Origin of the sequence: Pseudomonas cyclaminis (assembly GCF_015163715.1) — a bacterium.
Lineage (GTDB): Bacteria > Pseudomonadota > Gammaproteobacteria > Pseudomonadales > Pseudomonadaceae > Aquipseudomonas > Aquipseudomonas cyclaminis.
This window is the reverse complement of sequence record NZ_JADDUM010000044.1, coordinates 1-16,677: the sequence shown is the minus strand read 5'-3', so window position 1 is coordinate 16,677 and position 16,677 is coordinate 1. Positions and strand designations below refer to the sequence as shown.

Here is a 16,677-nt window from a genome sequence, read left to right as displayed (position 1 = left end):
ACCATGTCCGAATTGGCCCAAATCCAAAAGGCTATCGAAGAGTCGCAAAAGAACATGACTGAACTGTTCGATGCGCAGAAAAAAGAAATTACCGAGACCGGTGCGGTCAGTAAAAAGCTGCAGGCCGATCTCCAAACCGTCCAGGAAGAGATGACCAAATCAGGCACTCGCCTGTTCGACCTGGAGCAAAAGCTTGCCGCCGGTAACCTGGACAATCCGGAAACGAAGAAGTCCTTCGCAGAACAAACGGCAATCGATCTTCAAAAGTCGTGGGATGGCAAGTCCTCGGGCAAGGTCGACGTCAAGAGCTTCAACAAGCAGCTCGGCAGTACGGCAGGTTCCGCCGGCGCATTGATCGAGCCACAGCGCAACGCCGGTATTTTGATGCCGGGCCTGCGCCGTCTCACCATTCGCGACCTGCTCGCGCAGGGCCGAATCAGTTCGAACTCTCTGGAATATGTTCGTGAGAACATTTTCACCAACAGCGCGGCGCCTGTTGCGGAGGGCACGCTGAAGCCCGAGTCCAACCTGACGTTCACCAAGGAAACGGCGAACGTCAAAACCATCGCTCACTGGATTCAGGCCTCGCGCCAGGTCATGGACGATGCTCCGATGCTCGAGTCGTACGTGAATAACCGACTGCTGTTCGGCCTTGCCCTGGTTGAGGAAGGGCAGCTGCTGAACGGTGACGGTACCGGCGACAACCTGACCGGCCTGAACAAGGTTGCCACGGCCTACGACGCAGCGCTGAACGTGACCGGTGACACCCGTGCTGACAAGATTGCCCACGCGATCTTCCAGACCAGTGAGTCTGAGTTTGAAGCCTCCGGCATCATCCTCAATCCGCGTGACTGGCACGCAATCGCACTGCTGAAAGACGCTGACGGTCGTTACATCTTCGGCGGCCCAGCTGCGTTCGCTGCCAAGGTCATGTGGGGCCTGCCGGTGGTTGCCACTAAAGCTCAAGCCCTGGGCACGTTCACCGTCGGCGGCTTTGATCTGGCATCTCAGGTCTGGGACCGCATGGACGCAACTGTCGAAGTCAGCCGTGAAGATCGCGACAACTTCGTCAAGAACATGCTGACCATCCTCTGTGAAGAGCGCCTGGCCCTGGCTCACTACCGGCCAACCGCGATCATCACCGGTCCTTTCGCAACCGCACCATAACCGAGGCCGGGGCAGGTAACTGCCCCGATTGCGTCATGATCAAGATTCGCGCGTTGCGCCAGTTTTCGCACTACCACGCCGGCAACTTCAGCCAGTTCGAAGTTCGTGAAGTAAAGGACGAATATGCCGAGGCTTTGATCGGACTGGACTTGGCAGAAGACGTTGGGTCCGAAGCCACCACCGAACCCCCCAAGAAGGCAGGCGGTAAAAAATGAGCATCCCCGTCACCGATCTACTGACGATCGCCTTGATGCGAAAGCATCTTCGCGTCGACCATGAAGACGATGACGACCTGATCGAGCTCTACGCTGAATCGGCCCTGGCTTGGGCGCTGTGGTATTGCGACAACCCGGCGCTAAAGTTGGCGGCTGACTTCCCCGCGTCCTTCAAGGCAGCGCTTTTGCTGCTGCTGGGGCACTCGTACGCGACTCGTGAAGCGGTCGTGATCGGAACCATTACCGCCGAACTACCCCTGGCTGTGGATTCGCTGCTTTGGGCTTCCAGAAATTGGCGCGGTGTTATCGACCCTGAGCCGGAGGATGCGCGATGAGGGCTGGCGATCTGCGACACCGCATGCAATTTCAGAAGCTGGTCCCAGGCGTCGACCCTGAAACCCTGGAGCCTACAGCAGGTGAGTGGGTCGACGTTGCGAATGTCTATGCCGCTATCGAACCGTTAAGCGCACGGGAGTTCATAGCTGCCCAGGCCGTTCAGTCTGAGATCGCTGGTCGTATCGTTATTCGCCGTCGTGCAGATATCAAGGCGCAGATGCGTGGGTTTTATCGCGGGCAGATCTACAACATCCAGGGCGTGCTGCCCGACCCCAAGTCAGGCTTGGACTACTTGACGCTACCCTATTCCGAGGGAGTGAATGATGGCTAACGACATCCAGTTCAGCCTTGTCGGCATTGACGGCCTGCTTTCAAAGTTGGCCACGGTCAATGATGAAGTCAAACGTAAGACTGGCCGCACCGCGCTTCGGCGCGCTGCCGAGGTGGTTGCCAAAAACTTCAAAGAAGGTGCCCGGCGCTGGGATGATACGGACACGGGGCGCTCCATTGCCGACAATATCGTGCTGCGCTGGAACGGCCGCCTGTTTCGCCGTACCGGTGACCTGGGGTTTCGCGTTGGCGTGCTGCATGGGGCGGTGCTGATCAAGAACGGCAGCACCGAAAAAAGCGCCCCGACGCCGCACTGGCGGCTGCTCGAATTCGGTACTGAGCATATCGCTGCTGATCCTGTTGCGCGCCCAGCCCTTGAGGACCATATCGGCGAAATTACCAATGAGTTTGCTAACCAGTTCGAGAAAGCCTTGGATAGGGCCATTCGTCGTGACGCGAAGTCAAGGAGCAACAGCTGATGTTTGCACCAATCAACGCCGTGTGCGCCGCTGATGCAGGCGTGGTCTCTCTGCTTGGGTCGGTACCGCAACACCTTTACCCATTCGGAGACGCGCCGCAGGACGTTCCCAAGCCCTATGCGGTATGGCAAACCATTGGCGGCGACCCTGAGAACTACCTCGCCGGTCGGCCCGACATCGACGGCTACACGCTGCAGGTCGATGTGTATGCTGCGACCGGCAAGGAAGCTCGTGCCGTGGCCAAGGCCATAAGGGACGCCATCGAGCTGATGGCCCACATTATTCGGTGGGGCGGTGAGAGCCGCGACCCGACGACAAAGAATTACCGATACAGCTTCGACGTGAGCTGGCTCGTTGCTCGATAACGCTGAAACCCAAAACAACCCCGCCGAGTGCGGTTTTTTTTATGCCCGACATTTGGAGAACGCCATGTCGATCCTTTCACAGGGAACCCAGATTTACGCCGCGGTACCCACTGCAGGTAATCCATCGGTCTTCGAGGTTATGGAGATCGAGTGCGCTACCGCTTTCAGTCCTGGCGGCAACCCTGCCGACCAGATCGAGACCACCTGTCTGAGTGAAACGGTTCGCAGCTATATGCGGGGTCTTCGAACTCCCGGCCAGGCGACACTCAGCCTGAACGCAGACCCTCGGAACGCATCGCACGTGCGCCTGCACCAGCTTTCCGAAGATGACTCTATCGAGAGCGTCCGCTGGGTTGTTGGCTGGTCTGATGGTAAAGGCATCGCCCCTACCATTGGCACTACGGGTTCTCTTGCGGCCATCAGTGTTTTGTCTGGCGGTACTGGCTATACCACGGCGCCGACAGTGGCGATCACGGGTGGCGGCGGTACAGGCGCTACTGCAACGGCCATCGTCGCCGGCGGCGCGGTTACCGGCATCAACATCACATCTCCGGGCACCGGTTACACCAGCGCACCAACTGTTGCATTCACAGGCGGCGCCGGCTCTGGTGCAACCGCTACTGCAGAACTTGGTGATGGTGATGATTTCGTTCTTCCGCCAACCCGAACCTGGTTTGTTTTCGACGGGTACGTCTCCGACTTCCCGTTCGACTTTGCGGCCAACACCGTTGTGACCACCGCCGCGACGATTCAGCGCTCTGGCGGTTCCGCCTGGATCCGCAAAACCACTTAAGGACAAGCCATGAAGCTCAGCATTGAAAGCCTCAAGGGGGTGGGTGCCTTTACCGGCGCCCCTGTGAAGAAAACGATCAAGTGGGAGCAGGGAGGCAAAGCCCTGGAGGGCGATGTCTTTGTGCGACCGCTGGGATACCGAGCTGCGGTCAGCGACTTGATTGCATCAGCTGGGATGCAGGACGGCATCGCCGGCCGGATTGCGGCCAGTATTTGCGATGAAACGGGTGCACCTGTTTTCACTGTCGCCGATATCACTGGCGATGCAGACCCGGAGCGCGGATCGCTGGATCGAAACCTAACCACGGCATTGCTCACAGCCATTGGTGAGGTGAACAACCTGGGAAAGACCCAGACCTCAGCGACTTCGACGAAGTCTGGCACGAGCTCGCGATCACGTTCTCCTGCACGATCGCGGAAGCCCAAGAGCGACTGAGTCTTCCGGAATTCAGAAGCTGGGTTGAGTACAGGCGAAAGCGCGGTTCGCTCAATTGGGGAATGCGTATAGAGCGCGGTTGCGCACTGCTGGCCACGCTCTATGCAAACACCCATACGGACAAAGCCCGCTACAAGATTTACGACTTTATGCCGCATGAGTCTGAGCCTGAACTGACCTTGGAAGAGGCTCTCGCAAGCTGGGCCTGAGGCTATCGATCAACCACAACGGTACACGCTGGGGTAGCCAATGGCTTCGACACTCGGAACGCTGACGCTCGACCTTATAGCCAGGATTGGTGGCTTCACCGGGCCTTTGGACAAGGCCGAGGCAGCTGCGCGAAAATCTGGCAAGGCTATTGCGGATTCGGCTGATGTCGCCGCGCTTGCCTGGGAGGCTCTAGGCCAAGTAGCTGCAGGTGCGCTTGCCGGGCTCTCTGTTGGCGCCATCTTCACAGCCTTCATCGCTGAGACTCAGGCTGCTGAGAAAGAGCAGGCGCAACTTGCAGCTGTCCTTCGCTCTACCGGCGAGGCTGCGGGGTTTAGTCGTGACCAGCTAAACAACATGGCTGACGCCATGGAAAAGGCCACAACTTTCTCAGGCGGAGATATCAATCAGGCGCAGACGGCGCTTCTTGCTTTCACCGGCGTAGTCGGCGAGCAGTTCCCAAGAGCTCTGCAGGCTGCTGCCGATATGGCCGCGCGAACAGGGATGGCTGTACAGCAGGCGGCCGAGACGATAGGTCGCGCACTTGATGTCCCTTCGAAGGGGCTGACTTCGCTGAGTAAGCAGGGATTCAGGTTTACCGAAGATCAGAAGAAGCTGGCCGAATCTTTCGAATCTACCGGGGATGTCGCGAGCGCCCAGGGAATCATCCTCAAATCTCTCGAGGAGTCATATGGAGGTGCAGCCGCCGCCGCGCGCGATACTTTCGGCGGAGCGCTGGATGGTTTGCGAAACGCGGTATCTGGGCTGCTGACAGGAGAGGGCAGCTTGGATTCCGCAAAAGCTGCGATCGAGGGCCTGACCACTGTTCTTTCCGATCCCAAGGCAAAGACGGCCCTAAACCTCACGGCGCAGGCTGCCTCTGCATTGGCTATTATTCTGGTCACACGCCTTGCCGCTGGCGCCATAGCAACGTCCGCGGCATTTGTGGTGGGACAGGTTGAGGCCGTGCGATATCAGCTGGCACTGGCTCGCATGGCTGGTGTGGCACCTGCCGCCGCCGCAGGCATCGTCAGTGTTGGCGTTGCAGCCCGTGGCGCTTCTGCTGCCATGGCTCTTCTTGGTGGTCCGGCAGGAGTGGTACTGCTCGCGGCAAGCGCTCTTGCGTATTTCGCTTTAAGTGGCGATGACGCCGATGAGTCGGCATCCACATTGTCTAGCAAGGTTGATCTGCTAAGTCAGTCGTTTGAGGGCTTCACCAAGAACCAGGCGGCTGCTGCGCTGCAGGACATCAACAAGGATCTTCTGGATGCGCAGCTGCGCGCCATTGACGCAGAAAGCGCCGTCAGCCAGTACCAGCGCCTGCTGCGCGATCATCCAAATGATTCCCGGCAGCGTGAATGGAATGAGTCACTGATTGCTGCCCAGGGAGAGCTCGATACAGCACGCCAAAAAGTTGAAGCCTTTGGCGACCAGATCAATATCCTGAATGGGATTCTGTCCGCTGCTCCTGCGATTGAGCAGTCAAAGGCCTATCGCGATCTGGCCAAGACGCTGGACGAGCAGATATTACTGGCAGGAAAGAAGACGAACGCCGACAAACTCTCTGCACGTATTGGTGCCGGATTGGTGACGGGGCTCAAGGAAGGGGAGGGCGAGCTTCTTATAGCCAAGGCAAAAACCTTGGATGCCAGCGAGGCTGCGGCAGCGGCCGAGAAGAAGAGAGCTGAGTCGGCCAAGAGCGCAGCCAAGGCCGCCGTTAATGCCGAGACCGCCACACGTAAGCGCGGAGAAGATGCTGTCACCGACTACCAGCGTCAGATCGCGCTTATCAATACCAGTGCTGATGCCAGGAAAAAAGCGACCGAAGTTTCCAAGCTCCAGTTCGAGATCGAGTCCGGCAAGCTTGTTGGTATTAATGCCCAGCAGCAAGATCGCCTAAAGAGCCTGGCGGCCGAGCTAGATAGTCTTCAGAAGCTTAAGCAGGCCAACGAAGATGCAGCTAAGGCTCGCGCCTTTGGCGCAACCTTGACCGAAGGTAACCAGACCGCGCGAATGGGCTTCGAGATCGAGCTTTCAGGTGCAGGCAGTGGTGACAAGCTCAAGGAGCGATTGAAGGCTGATCTTGCTATTCAGCAGGACTTCAATAAGCAGCTCGCCGACCTGCAGAAGCAATACAACGGCGGCGAAATAAGCGAAGAGCTCTACAGTCAGGAGACCGAGCTATTGCGTGAGGCCTTGGCCCAGCGCATGGAAATCCAACAGGACTATTACGAGCAACAGGACGAGGCTCAAAACAATTGGCTCGATGGTGTTTCGTCTGCATGGGAGAACTACCGCGATACCGCTATGGATTACCAGCAGCAAGCGGCAGACTTCACGGCCAGCACTTTGGATACGCTGACGGGAGCCGTTGGGGATGGTATCGCCTCAATGATTCTGGAGTCGGAAAGCCTGGGGGATGCGTTCGTCAACGTGGCCGCGACCATGGCCAAGAGTATTATCAATGCACTGGCACAAATGGCTGCGCAGTGGCTGGTGTACCAAGCTGTGCAGCTCATTGCCGGCAAGGCCACGCAGGCCAGCGCCGCGACCGCTCTCATTGCAAACGCACAAGCTACATCCTTTCAAGCTCAGCTTGCAGCCTTTGCCAGCACCGCGGCTATTCCAATCGTAGGTCCTTTCCTTGCCCCTGGCGCTGCCGCCGCGGCTGCCGGCATCACTGCACCGATGGTAGCGGGCGTTGCTGCTTCAGCGCTGGCGGGCATGGCTCACGATGGTATCGACTCGGTTCCTCAGGACGGAACCTGGCTGCTGCAGAAAGGTGAGCGGGTTACCACCGCCGAGACGAGTGCGAAGCTTGATCGAACCTTGAGCAAGGTTCAGTCGAACCAAAGTCAGCAAGGCCAGAAGGCTCCGGTTGTGAACCTTTATGAGGACGCATCAAGGGCTGGACAGTCTCGGCAAAACTCCGATGGCAGCATTGACGTGTGGGTGTCTAACGTACTCAGTGACGGCTCTGCTCATCAGGCCCTGCAGGCGAAATATGGACTTCAGGCGGTAGGCCAATGAATGAATACCCAAATGGCTTGCCCTGTGCTTTACGTGAGGGTTACGCCTTCGAGCCAATAAACAATATAGCCAGAACCCCCATGGAGAGCGGGCGCGCTCGACAACGGATCATCTTCGACTCTGTGCCAACTTTCGTACCCTTAGCGTGGATCTGCTCAGAACGTCAGGCTTTGCTGTTTGAGGCTTGGGCTTCTCAAGTGGCCAGGGCTGGGTGGTTCCTAATTCCCCTGAAGATTCCGGGCGGCATACGCAAGGTAGAGGTTCGATTCACTGAATCACCTGCTGGGCCAGAGCTTGTCGGCGTTAGCCATTGGAAATTTACCGCCAGATGCGAGCTACGTGAGCGCCCGATTCTAGAGCCGGGCTGGGCTGAGCTCATGCCGGAATGGATCCTGATGATGAATATCGTAGACCTAGCAATCAACAGGGAGTGGCCAGAGGCATGATAGATCCGACCATTCTCAATCTCATTTACCGGGAGGCGTTGGCTTCCGGTGGCAACGAAGTCTTCGTCCGAACCCTTGAGCTTACTTGTTCGGCGTGGGATCCAGTGCTGATATGCAACGGCTTCAAAGATCGAATCTGCGGCAGCGAGGATGGCCGCGTGCTCAGCTTCACCGCAGCAAACATCGGTATAGCGCTCCCGCAGAAGAATAATAAGGGAAACCAGGCTCTTGCGTTCGGCGTGGATAACACCACAGGAGAGGTTCGCCACAAGGCGGATCAGGCTTTGGAGGCGAATGCCCGTATCACCGCCACTTACCGAGTTTATCTAGCAAGCGACCTCTCAGCGCCGTGCGAGCGACCGTACAGAATGACCGTTCAAAGCGATTCGTTCGAAAGTAATAACGCCAATCTTCCGTGTGGATTCTTCGACCTGATCGGTACTGCCTGGCCTCGCGCCCGATACACAACCAAGTTCGTGCCAGCCCTCAAATACCTGTAAAGGCCTACTTATGGAATGGATCAACGAGTATCTGTCTTGCACGTATGAGGATGGCGCACGCGGGCCTGAAAAGTTTGATTGCTGGGGGTTGGTCAGGGATGCCCGCCATAAGCACCAGGGTAGGCGCCTGCTACCAAGCTGGGGGCATGTGCGAAACACCGAGCCGAAAGAGTTCACTCGTGCTTATCGCGCCGAGTCGGACCACATGCAGGTGTGCGATCCAGAACCAGGGGCAATCGCGGCGGTGATGCGGGGACACATCTGCATTCACGTTGCCTTGGTCGTCGGTTCTGGTGGGCGCCTGAAGGTGCTGGAGATAAACCCTGCACGCGGCGCGCGATGCTTGCCCCTTCATCAATGGGAGCGAGACCACAACACCATCATCTATTACCGGGACAGCCCATGATCTCCGTATTCCCCAATAAGATCGTGCCTTTTCCGGCCCAGACCTACGAAGTCAGATCTCGCCAAAGCCTGCTCGCGTGGTTCCATGCTGATGGTCTGCCAGAGCACGTTGAGCCAGCGGCGCTGCCGGTGAGCGTGTTCGTCAATGGCGAGCGCGCGCTGCCGACGCAGTGGGCCGCAATTCAGTTCGGCCCAGAGGATCAAGTCGAGATTTATCGCGAGCCTAAGGGTACGGATCCGTTCTCAATCACCTTGGCTTTGGTATTCGGCGCAAAGGCCGTGCTGTCCGCAATGATGCCGAGAATGCCCTCGCTAAATAGCGGTGGGAGTACCAGTCGCGGCAACGACCTAGGCCTGGCAACCGTAAAAGGTAACCAAGTAAAACTGAATGCGGTAGTCCGGGAAATAGCAGGCCGCCAGCGCGTTTATCCCGACTACGCCCTGCCGCCAAATCGATATTTTCTCGATGCTCGCTCGCAGTGGATTGAAATGCTGCTTTGCGTGGGCAAAGGGAAATTCAATATCCCCGTCAGCAGCCTCACCATAGGGGATACGCCAGTTATCTCCTTGGGGGGCGACGCGACATTCACGATCTATGGGCCTGGGGCGGATTTGTCTGCAGAGTCTTCAGCCAAGTGGTGGCATTCGGCGCCCGAGGTTGGTGCAACCTCCACTGGCACCGCCGGTATTGAGCTTAAGTCGACCTACTCCGTTTCCCCTAGCTCGTCAGCTCAGTCATATCAGTTCGCAGGGTTCACGATCACTGTCCCATCGGGTGCGGGAAAGTTTCCAGATGGCTGGGCCGCCGGGATGATGGTGCGCATTGAGGTCGGATATCCATATGAAGTGGTCGACGGCGGCGCTGGACGTGATGTAATTCGCGGAAGCCTGGGTCAGATCGCACCATACGTCGGGATGCCGATTGAGATTATTGGGGCAAACGCCGGTAATTACCTGGTTGCCTCATACGCCCCGGGTCTGGGTGCTGATCCTGACGAAATGACACTTGATTGGGCAGCAGGAGGCGCCGCCACAGGGCTTGAACTTGGGTCAAGCCTAGTGATGGGGATTGGTTTTCGCGGACTTCGTTATCGAATCATCGCCGCGAGCACGTCCGCAATCAGCGTTGATCGACTGAATAATGAAGGAGAGTCCGATGCCGCCTGGCCAGGATACGAAGCACTGACGACTTCTAGCGCCACGCTAAGGCTCGATGGATCAACCCAAGAAGGCGACTGGGCTGGGCCATTCCCAGCCTGCCCTCCCGGCACAACCACAAGACGAATTGCTTGGGATGTATTCTTCCCGCAGGGCTTGGCTCACGTCGGCGTAAAAGGGGATTTCGATCCCCTGTCTGTAACCGCTGAAATGCAATACCGCGACATCGCAACGGCTGGAGCATGGACATCTTTTGCTAAGACCTACACCGCCAGTACGCTGGATCAGCTTGGTTTTACGGAATATATGGACATCCCAGCCAATATTCGTCCCGAGGTGAGAATGCGAAGGATCGGAGCTAAGTCTTCAAGCACGCAAGACGCCAACACTATTCAGTGGTACGGCCTGCGATCCAACCTCCCGGCCCCAACAAGCTATGAGGGCGTTACCACGATCGCTTTGCGCGTAAAGGGTGGAAACCGGATCGCATCCCAATCTGAAAGCCAAGTTTCCTGCATCCCGACTCGCATCCTGCCTACGCGGAGGGGCGGGGCGTGGACAGCCGAAGAGCCCACGCGCGACATCGCGGCATGGATCGGCTACATCGCCCGGAGCGTTGGCTATTCAGTGGATGACGGCGACTCCGACATTGATCTTGCCGAACTGGATCGCCTACAGGCCATTTGGACGGCGAGGGGGGACCACTACGACCGGACCATTGACTCGGCTAGCACCGTAAAGGCCTGCATGATCGAGGCGCTACAAGCCGGCTTTGCTGAGCTCACTATTGATCGTGGCTTGATTCGCCCGGTGCGTGATGAGCCTCGCGGCCCTGACTTCGATCACATCTACAATCCTCAGGTCATGACAAGGCCGCTCAAGAGGGAGGCCGAACACGTAACCGCGGATGACTTCGATGGGGTTGATGTCGAGTATCTCGACGAAAGCACCTGGCAGATCGAGACGATCGAATGCCGCCTACCTGGTGATGCTGGGGCGCGTGCAGAGAAGATCAAGGTCGAGGGTGTTTCTACCGGGGTCAGGGCTTGGCGTATCGGCATGCGGCGCCGCCGGCAACAGGTTTTCCAGCGCAAACGCTACAGCTTTTCCACTGAACTGGATGCGCTGAACAGTGGGTATCTGGACTACGCCCTCCTGGGCGACACCACGCCAGGTTACGGCCAAAGCTCAATGCTCAAGGGCTACGCACTTATGGGTGCTCAGCACCTTCTGGTTTCATCCGAACGGCTAGATTGGTCTGCCGGTGGCGAGCACTGGATTGCCTTGCGCCGCCGAGATGGCAGCGCCTCAGGGCCGTACGTTGCCACGCGAATTGATGACTACCGCCTGACCATCACTGGGCTGGATTTCACGCCAGTAATCGATAGCGCAATGGACGCGCCGGTACTGCAGTTCGGTCCGAAAGCGAAGTTCTGCTACCCGGCGCTCATCAAGGAGGTGAATCCCAGTGGCACCGTTAGCTGTAACGTAAACGCTGTGAACTACGATGACCGCGTTTACCTAGATGACAACAATTTCCCACCGGCTTGACCGGAATCAAAATCAGCACGCCCGCCATTGCGCGGGCTTTTTTGTGCCTGGAGAAAACATGAGATTCAATACCGGCAACCCAGTAGAGCCTGATGGTTCCAGCGATCCGCGTGATCTTTATGACACCGCCGGAATAGTTGATCTGCTTGTGACAGGGGAAGAGGATTCCACTAAAGATCGTTTGGGGCGAGATAGAAAAAGCTGGAAAGGTATCGAAAATGATTTCCAGCAGGCGCAGACCCAACGCGGTGAGGAGTTTGCACTAAGTCAGTCGGAGCGCGAGGCCGAATTCGTCGAGGCGCAGAATGACAAGAACGATAGATTTCAACAGCTCATGGATAACTCGCAATACGAGCCCATGGGTAATTATGCGGCCGGCATCGAAATCACTTCCCGTAATCAAATCATCTGGAAGGATGGCGAGTACTACCGCATAGCTGCATCAGCATCTATTCCCTATACGACAACCGGGAACTGGGCTACAGACGCGCCGAAGTTTGTAACCGTCGGAGATGCCGCCTTGCGGCAGGATCTCGCGGCTGTAGATGGCAGCTCAAAAGTTACATACCAAGGTCTTGGTGGCGTTGCCAGATCCCTAAAGTCAAAGCTCGATGATGAAATCGGTCCGCTGGACTTTGCCTCGGGTCTAGGGCCAACAGATAACTACACGGCTGTTTTTTCTGCGTTCGAAGCCCTACATCAGGGGCTGTTGGTGGATCTGTCCGGTCGTACTTTTATCGTCGACGCAGTACCAAGTAAGAACGGATACAAAAACGGTTTCTTCAAGATTGGGGGCTTCACCAAGCCCGCGATGATCTCGAACTCCTTCGCGGCTCAGCCACACCACTCTCACCTCTTCGGCGGGCAACTTGCCGCGCTTTTCCAGGGGCTCAGCAATCCGCTGGAGCAGATGACAGGCATTGTTTTTCTCGGTGACTCGCAGATTTGGGGATCTGGCAACGGCACCGAGCAGGCGACAACCAACCCGCGAGACGGCACGCTTTCGGACGCCCGCGACTATTTCGGCACCTCGTCGTTTGTGAACATCATCAAGCGCTATGTCGGCAAGACGTTCGCGCGCGATGCGGCCCCGGCCCTGTCGAATCACCCAACAGCGCCAACCGGCCAGTCGATTGCTACTTACACCGCCACCAACGTCCTGTTCCCCTCTGACGGCGATTTCACCCTGGTGCAGGCCGCCGGCGCGAGCATATCCACCGCCGTAGTAGCCACTCCTGTTCCGATCACTTATGCCCAGCGGACAATGACTAACGCCAACGTGGCCGTGGAGACAGGTCACACGCTGTCGTTCAACTTTACGGGTACGTCGTTCAAGCTCGGCTTCGGCTGCACCGAGGCTACAGCGACTTACTATGAACTGGTTGTCGGCGGCGTATCGCAAGGCTTGTTCAGTACTCACGCGGGCGTCGACGGATTCATAGACATCACCAACAACAACTACCGAACCCACACATTTGGATATGTGCGCAACGCACTTGTTGAGATCAAGACCCGCAGGAACGGCGAGGCCGGAACGCGGATTCTTCGCCTTGAAAGTATCACCATCGACAAGGTAATTCGCATCACAAACAACGGCATCAACGGCGCTTCTTCTATTAGTTATCGGGCATCAAATTTGGTTGGCGCGCCTGCCGATGGTTTGGCGGTGCTGCCGGATGATAACCACGTCATTATCAAAATCGGCACCAATGACCGCATTAGCGCCACCAGCAGGCCAAAGGGCTCTAACGCTTTCAAGGCTAACTACAACCTGTTTATTGACGCCGTTAAAGCCATCAGCCCAACAGCAAACATTGTTCTTTGCTGTTCCAACCCAGCCACAGAAGATCCAGCCACCTATTCATTCACCATGCAAGAGGTTCGGAGCGTCACCTATCAAACGGCCAAAGCTCGATCTATTGATATGGTTGATGGCTACGCGGCGTTCCAAAGCCTCACCCTGGTCCCAGGGTTTTCAGCCGACGGACTGCACCTCAACCAAGCAGGCTACGAACTGGAAGCCAGGAACTTCATTAACTCGCTTGAAGCGTCGTCGTTTTCATCCGCAGTCGATCTTACTGGCCGTGTCGCGGACCTTGAGGCAAGGCCAAGAGGCATTGGTGATGGGCAGACTTGGCAGGACGTTACAGCAAGCCGTGCGGCAGGAACGACCTATACAAACAGCACCGGAAGGTCGATAACGCTGTCTGTTTACAATACTCCGTCAGCGTCTGGCAGTTTTTCCCTTACCGTCGCCGGCATCGTTATAGGGATATTCCAGACCAACAACACGACGCCAGGTGCCAGTGGCCAGCTTTTTGGTGTGGTTCCGCCTGGTGCAACCTATCTGGTTGCAGTGAGCGGCATGACTATCGGTCGATGGTCTGAGCTTCGATAGCCAGTTGCCCTACGATACGCCGGATGGTTCCGTTAGAATGCTCGTTTTATGGAGGGCACCTTGTGAGACGGAGAAAGTTTTTATCAGTCGCCGCAGTGGCTTTAGCGGCGTATCCGGCTTACAAGCTGCTGCCTTCCGTGCTTTCGGGCACCGGCACGTTCCAGGCCAACGGTGGCCAGCTCGCCCGACTGAAGAAAGCTCTGCTCGATCCGAACGTTGCTTTCACGGGAGTCGCCTTCCTTGGCGACTCCATCACATGGGGCACCGGCACGTTGCAAGGGCCAAGCCCAGCCCCGCGCAATGGAACACTTGCCGATCCGCGCGACAACCTCGCCAGCCAGAGCTACGTCAACAGCCTGAAACGGTACTTGGGCGAGACCTTCATGCCCGAGGCAAAGGCCTCTATCTCTAACTGGTCATCCTCACCGGCCGGTGAGTCCATCGTTGAATTCTCAACCCCCGCCAAGTCGGTAAGAATCAGCAACCAAGGAATCAACGGGGCCAGCACCTCAAGCTACTTGGCGCGGAATCTAATTACGTCTGGGGATGGCAGCAACTTTGCACTGCTAAGGGATGACAACTTCGTGTTTGTACAGCTTGGCACTAATGATCGAGGAATGTCGCCCAGGAACCCCCAAACACCCGAGGCGCTCACCGATAACCTGGTAACCCTGGTCAACACGCTCAAGCAGCGATCAGAAGTAATCATGATGTGCGCCAACCCATCGACTGTTGAGCCAAAGACCATCTACCGGTTCGGCATGGATTCGGTGCGAGCGGCGACGATGAGGGCCGCGAAGATCTGCGGCGTAGATTTCATCGACAACTATGCCGCCTTTGATGGCCTTGATCTTGGCGCCTATCTGGCAGACGGGCTGCACCCGAATGTTGCTGGGCATCTGGTTACGTCGAACAACATTATTTCGGCAATCGAGTCGTCCTAGGTGGGACGGGCAAGAGCATAACGCAGATATATTTAGAGGCTATATTTTCGCAGTGAACCATAACCAAAAATATTAAACAGAGCCCGCCATGAGCGGGTTTTTTATTGCCTGGAGAAAAGTATGACCACTTTCGAAAAAGACCGGGACATCCTGGCGCGCACGCTATGGGGCGAGGCCCGCGGCGAAGGGCTGGACGGCCAGATCGCCGTCGCCTGGACCATCCGCAACCGAGTATTCGACGGCAAGGCCACGTCTTGGTGGGGGGAGGGCTACGCCGGCGTGTGCCTGAAGCCTTGGCAGTTCAGCTGCTGGAACCAGAACGACCCGAACTACGCCTACCTTAGCGGCTTGAAGCCGATCCCGCCGGCGCAGTTCGCTCAGGCACAGCGCGCTGCGGAACAAGTGATGTCTGGCTCGGTACCGGATCCAACGGGCGGCGCCACGCACTACTACGCAACCACGATGCCCAAGGCCCCGGCATGGGCGGCGAAGGCCAAGCAGACCCTGCTCCTCGGTCACCACGTATTCTTCAAGGATGTGCCCTGATGACGCCTTTGCAGAAGCTTGCCGGGCTGGGGTTGGCAGTGATCTTTCTGCTCGCTATCGGCGCCGGCGGCGGGGCCTGGCTCGCCTCACGACATTACCGTCCGCTGCTTGATGCGGCCAACCTCGACCTGGCCAACACCAAATCAGCTCGGGACAATCTTGAAGCACTCGCCGGCGAGCAGGGCAGGAAGCTTGGCGAGCTTGTGCTGGCTGGTGAGTTGCGCGAGCGGAACGCGGCGCTGGCCCAGGAGAAAGCCAAGCAGGATGCACAACCCGATTACGCCGCTGCCAACCATCTGCTGCTAGAGCGAACCGGTGGCGATCCAGCCCAGGCCGCCAGCGCGATCATTGATAAGGAGCTGGGGCTATGAGGTACGTGCTCGTGATGCTGCTTGCCCTGGTGCTGGTCAGCTGCGCGGCCAGGGAGCCGGAAGTGCGCACTGTTCGTGTCGAGGTGCCGGTGCAGGTGCCGTGCAAAACAACGCCGGTCGCGGTACCGCCATGGGCGACGCAAGGGTTGAGAAAGGCGGACAGCCTGGAGCTCAAGGTGCGAGCGCTTCTGGCTGAGCGTCGACAGCGGGTCGGCTATGAGCGTCAGTTGGTTGCGGCGGTTGGGGCGTGCCAGTAGCACGCCGATTCAGTTCCATCAACAGCCGCTGGTTCTCCCTGAACAGGTGGTCGCGCTGATCGGCAACCGCGGCAAGGCTGCTGATTTTCCTGTCCATCCCGGAGTTTTCAAGGTTAAGCGTGCCGATATTGTCGAGTGCTTTCTTGAGTGCCGACTCGGCGGATGCCTTGCCGGTCGTCAACTCGTCGCACAGCTGGACAAGGCCGGCGATGTTCGCCCGGGCTTTTCGGAGCATGGCCTGTGTTTGGGTCAGCTCGTCTTCCAGCAGGGAGCAGTGGTGCTTGTACATTTCTAGGGGGGTAGGGCAGCCAAGCCAGGCTGAGGTGTCTTCGTCGATGTTCATGGCGTGCAAACTCAATACTGTATGCGCATACAGTAATCGAGGCGTGACAGGTTTGGGAGTGGTGTTCGTCGGCAGGACGCCGGGGGGGGGGCTTTGCTGTCTAATACTACCTGGCGCTAAGCCGGTTTCATTGGCCCTAAAGCCTCCAGAATGAGGCTAGGGTTTTAGACAGCGATGGTCGGAAACCCGCCAGCCGAAAGGCCCGCGCCCTGATCAAGCCCATACTGCTGCATCAGCGGCGTGTAGGCTGTTTTGGGCAGAGTACTGTAGGAATATCCAACGCTAAGTTATTGATTCATATAGAGCGTATTGTCTGTTTTGGATGCGCAGAAAAATGGTATGTTTTCTTTACATATCAAAAGGTTGTATCTGTTTCGTGGTCACCTTGACATGGTGGGGGT

19 protein-coding genes are annotated in these 16,677 nt (G+C 57.4%); 18 read left to right on the top strand and 1 reads right to left on the bottom strand.

The features are described from left to right. Positions 1-3 precede the first annotated feature (3 nt). The 18 genes from IQK56_RS07715 (at position 4) to IQK56_RS31710 (ending at position 15,933) form a co-directional block, all read left to right on the top strand. Complete coding sequence (locus tag IQK56_RS07715; protein WP_193861772.1) at positions 4-1,167, top strand: phage major capsid protein; 1,164 nt, start codon at positions 4-6, stop codon at positions 1,165-1,167. Between the two features lie 35 nt (positions 1,168-1,202). Continuing rightward, positions 1,203-1,382 (top strand): hypothetical protein, encoded by a 180-nt coding sequence (locus IQK56_RS07710; protein ID WP_193861771.1) that lies wholly within the window; start codon positions 1,203-1,205, stop codon positions 1,380-1,382. After that, positions 1,379-1,717 carry a head-tail connector protein gene (locus tag IQK56_RS07705; protein WP_193861770.1) on the top strand — a complete coding sequence of 113 codons (339 nt, stop codon included), beginning with the start codon at positions 1,379-1,381 and terminating at the stop codon, positions 1,715-1,717. The genes IQK56_RS07710 and IQK56_RS07705 overlap by 4 nt, the downstream gene beginning before the upstream one ends. Beyond that, positions 1,714-2,049, top strand: a complete 336-nt coding sequence (locus tag IQK56_RS07700; RefSeq protein ID WP_193861769.1) for a phage head closure protein — start codon at positions 1,714-1,716, stop codon at positions 2,047-2,049. The genes IQK56_RS07705 and IQK56_RS07700 overlap by 4 nt, the downstream gene beginning before the upstream one ends. Further along, entirely contained in the window at positions 2,042-2,527 is a 486-nt protein-coding gene (locus IQK56_RS07695; protein WP_193861768.1) for an HK97-gp10 family putative phage morphogenesis protein, read from the top strand. The genes IQK56_RS07700 and IQK56_RS07695 overlap by 8 nt, the downstream gene beginning before the upstream one ends. Beyond that, positions 2,527-2,892, top strand: a complete 366-nt coding sequence (locus IQK56_RS07690; protein WP_193861767.1) for a DUF3168 domain-containing protein — start codon at positions 2,527-2,529, stop codon at positions 2,890-2,892. The genes IQK56_RS07695 and IQK56_RS07690 overlap by 1 nt, the downstream gene beginning before the upstream one ends. 64 nt (positions 2,893-2,956) lie before the next feature. Beyond that, positions 2,957-3,685: a phage tail tube protein gene (locus IQK56_RS31720; protein ID WP_122756879.1), complete on the top strand. Its 729-nt coding sequence runs from the start codon at positions 2,957-2,959 to the stop codon at positions 3,683-3,685. Positions 3,686-3,694: 9 nt separating this feature from the next. Further along, the gene (locus IQK56_RS07680) at positions 3,695-4,120 is read left to right on the top strand and encodes a phage tail assembly chaperone family protein, TAC (RefSeq protein ID WP_122756878.1); all 426 of its coding nucleotides are present in this window, start codon (positions 3,695-3,697) and stop codon (positions 4,118-4,120) included. Beyond that, positions 4,078-4,329 (top strand): phage tail assembly protein T, encoded by a 252-nt coding sequence (locus IQK56_RS31715; protein WP_425274533.1) that lies wholly within the window; start codon positions 4,078-4,080, stop codon positions 4,327-4,329. Before IQK56_RS07680 ends, IQK56_RS31715 begins: the two co-directional genes overlap by 43 nt. 40 nt (positions 4,330-4,369) lie before the next feature. Further along, entirely contained in the window at positions 4,370-7,357 is a 2,988-nt protein-coding gene (locus tag IQK56_RS07675) for a phage tail tape measure protein (RefSeq protein WP_193861766.1), read from the top strand. A gap of 442 nt (positions 7,358-7,799) precedes the next feature. Beyond that, positions 7,800-8,303 (top strand): DUF1833 family protein, encoded by a 504-nt coding sequence (locus IQK56_RS07670; RefSeq protein WP_193861765.1) that lies wholly within the window; start codon positions 7,800-7,802, stop codon positions 8,301-8,303. Between the two features lie 10 nt (positions 8,304-8,313). Then, the gene (locus tag IQK56_RS07665) at positions 8,314-8,709 is read left to right on the top strand and encodes an NlpC/P60 family protein (RefSeq protein ID WP_193861764.1); all 396 of its coding nucleotides are present in this window, start codon (positions 8,314-8,316) and stop codon (positions 8,707-8,709) included. After that, complete coding sequence (locus tag IQK56_RS07660; protein WP_193861763.1) at positions 8,706-11,417, top strand: host specificity factor TipJ family phage tail protein; 2,712 nt, start codon at positions 8,706-8,708, stop codon at positions 11,415-11,417. Before IQK56_RS07665 ends, IQK56_RS07660 begins: the two co-directional genes overlap by 4 nt. Before the next feature lie 58 nt (positions 11,418-11,475). Continuing rightward, positions 11,476-13,815, top strand: coding sequence for an SGNH/GDSL hydrolase family protein (locus IQK56_RS07655; protein ID WP_193861762.1), 2,340 nt, complete (start codon positions 11,476-11,478; stop codon positions 13,813-13,815). Positions 13,816-13,877: 62 nt separating this feature from the next. Next, complete coding sequence (locus IQK56_RS07650) at positions 13,878-14,759, top strand: GDSL-type esterase/lipase family protein (protein ID WP_193861761.1); 882 nt, start codon at positions 13,878-13,880, stop codon at positions 14,757-14,759. Between the two features lie 120 nt (positions 14,760-14,879). Then, positions 14,880-15,305 (top strand): cell wall hydrolase, encoded by a 426-nt coding sequence (locus IQK56_RS07645; protein WP_193861760.1) that lies wholly within the window; start codon positions 14,880-14,882, stop codon positions 15,303-15,305. After that, positions 15,305-15,676, top strand: a complete 372-nt coding sequence (locus IQK56_RS07640) for a hypothetical protein (protein WP_193861759.1) — start codon at positions 15,305-15,307, stop codon at positions 15,674-15,676. The genes IQK56_RS07645 and IQK56_RS07640 overlap by 1 nt, the downstream gene beginning before the upstream one ends. After that, positions 15,673-15,933 (top strand): hypothetical protein, encoded by a 261-nt coding sequence (locus tag IQK56_RS31710; RefSeq protein WP_246500178.1) that lies wholly within the window; start codon positions 15,673-15,675, stop codon positions 15,931-15,933. The genes IQK56_RS07640 and IQK56_RS31710 overlap by 4 nt, the downstream gene beginning before the upstream one ends. Here IQK56_RS31710 and IQK56_RS07635 read toward each other — a convergent pair. Beyond that, complete coding sequence (locus IQK56_RS07635; RefSeq protein WP_425274532.1) at positions 15,848-16,276, bottom strand: hypothetical protein; 429 nt, start codon at positions 16,274-16,276, stop codon at positions 15,848-15,850. The genes IQK56_RS31710 and IQK56_RS07635 overlap by 86 nt on opposite strands. Positions 16,277-16,677 lie beyond the last annotated feature (401 nt).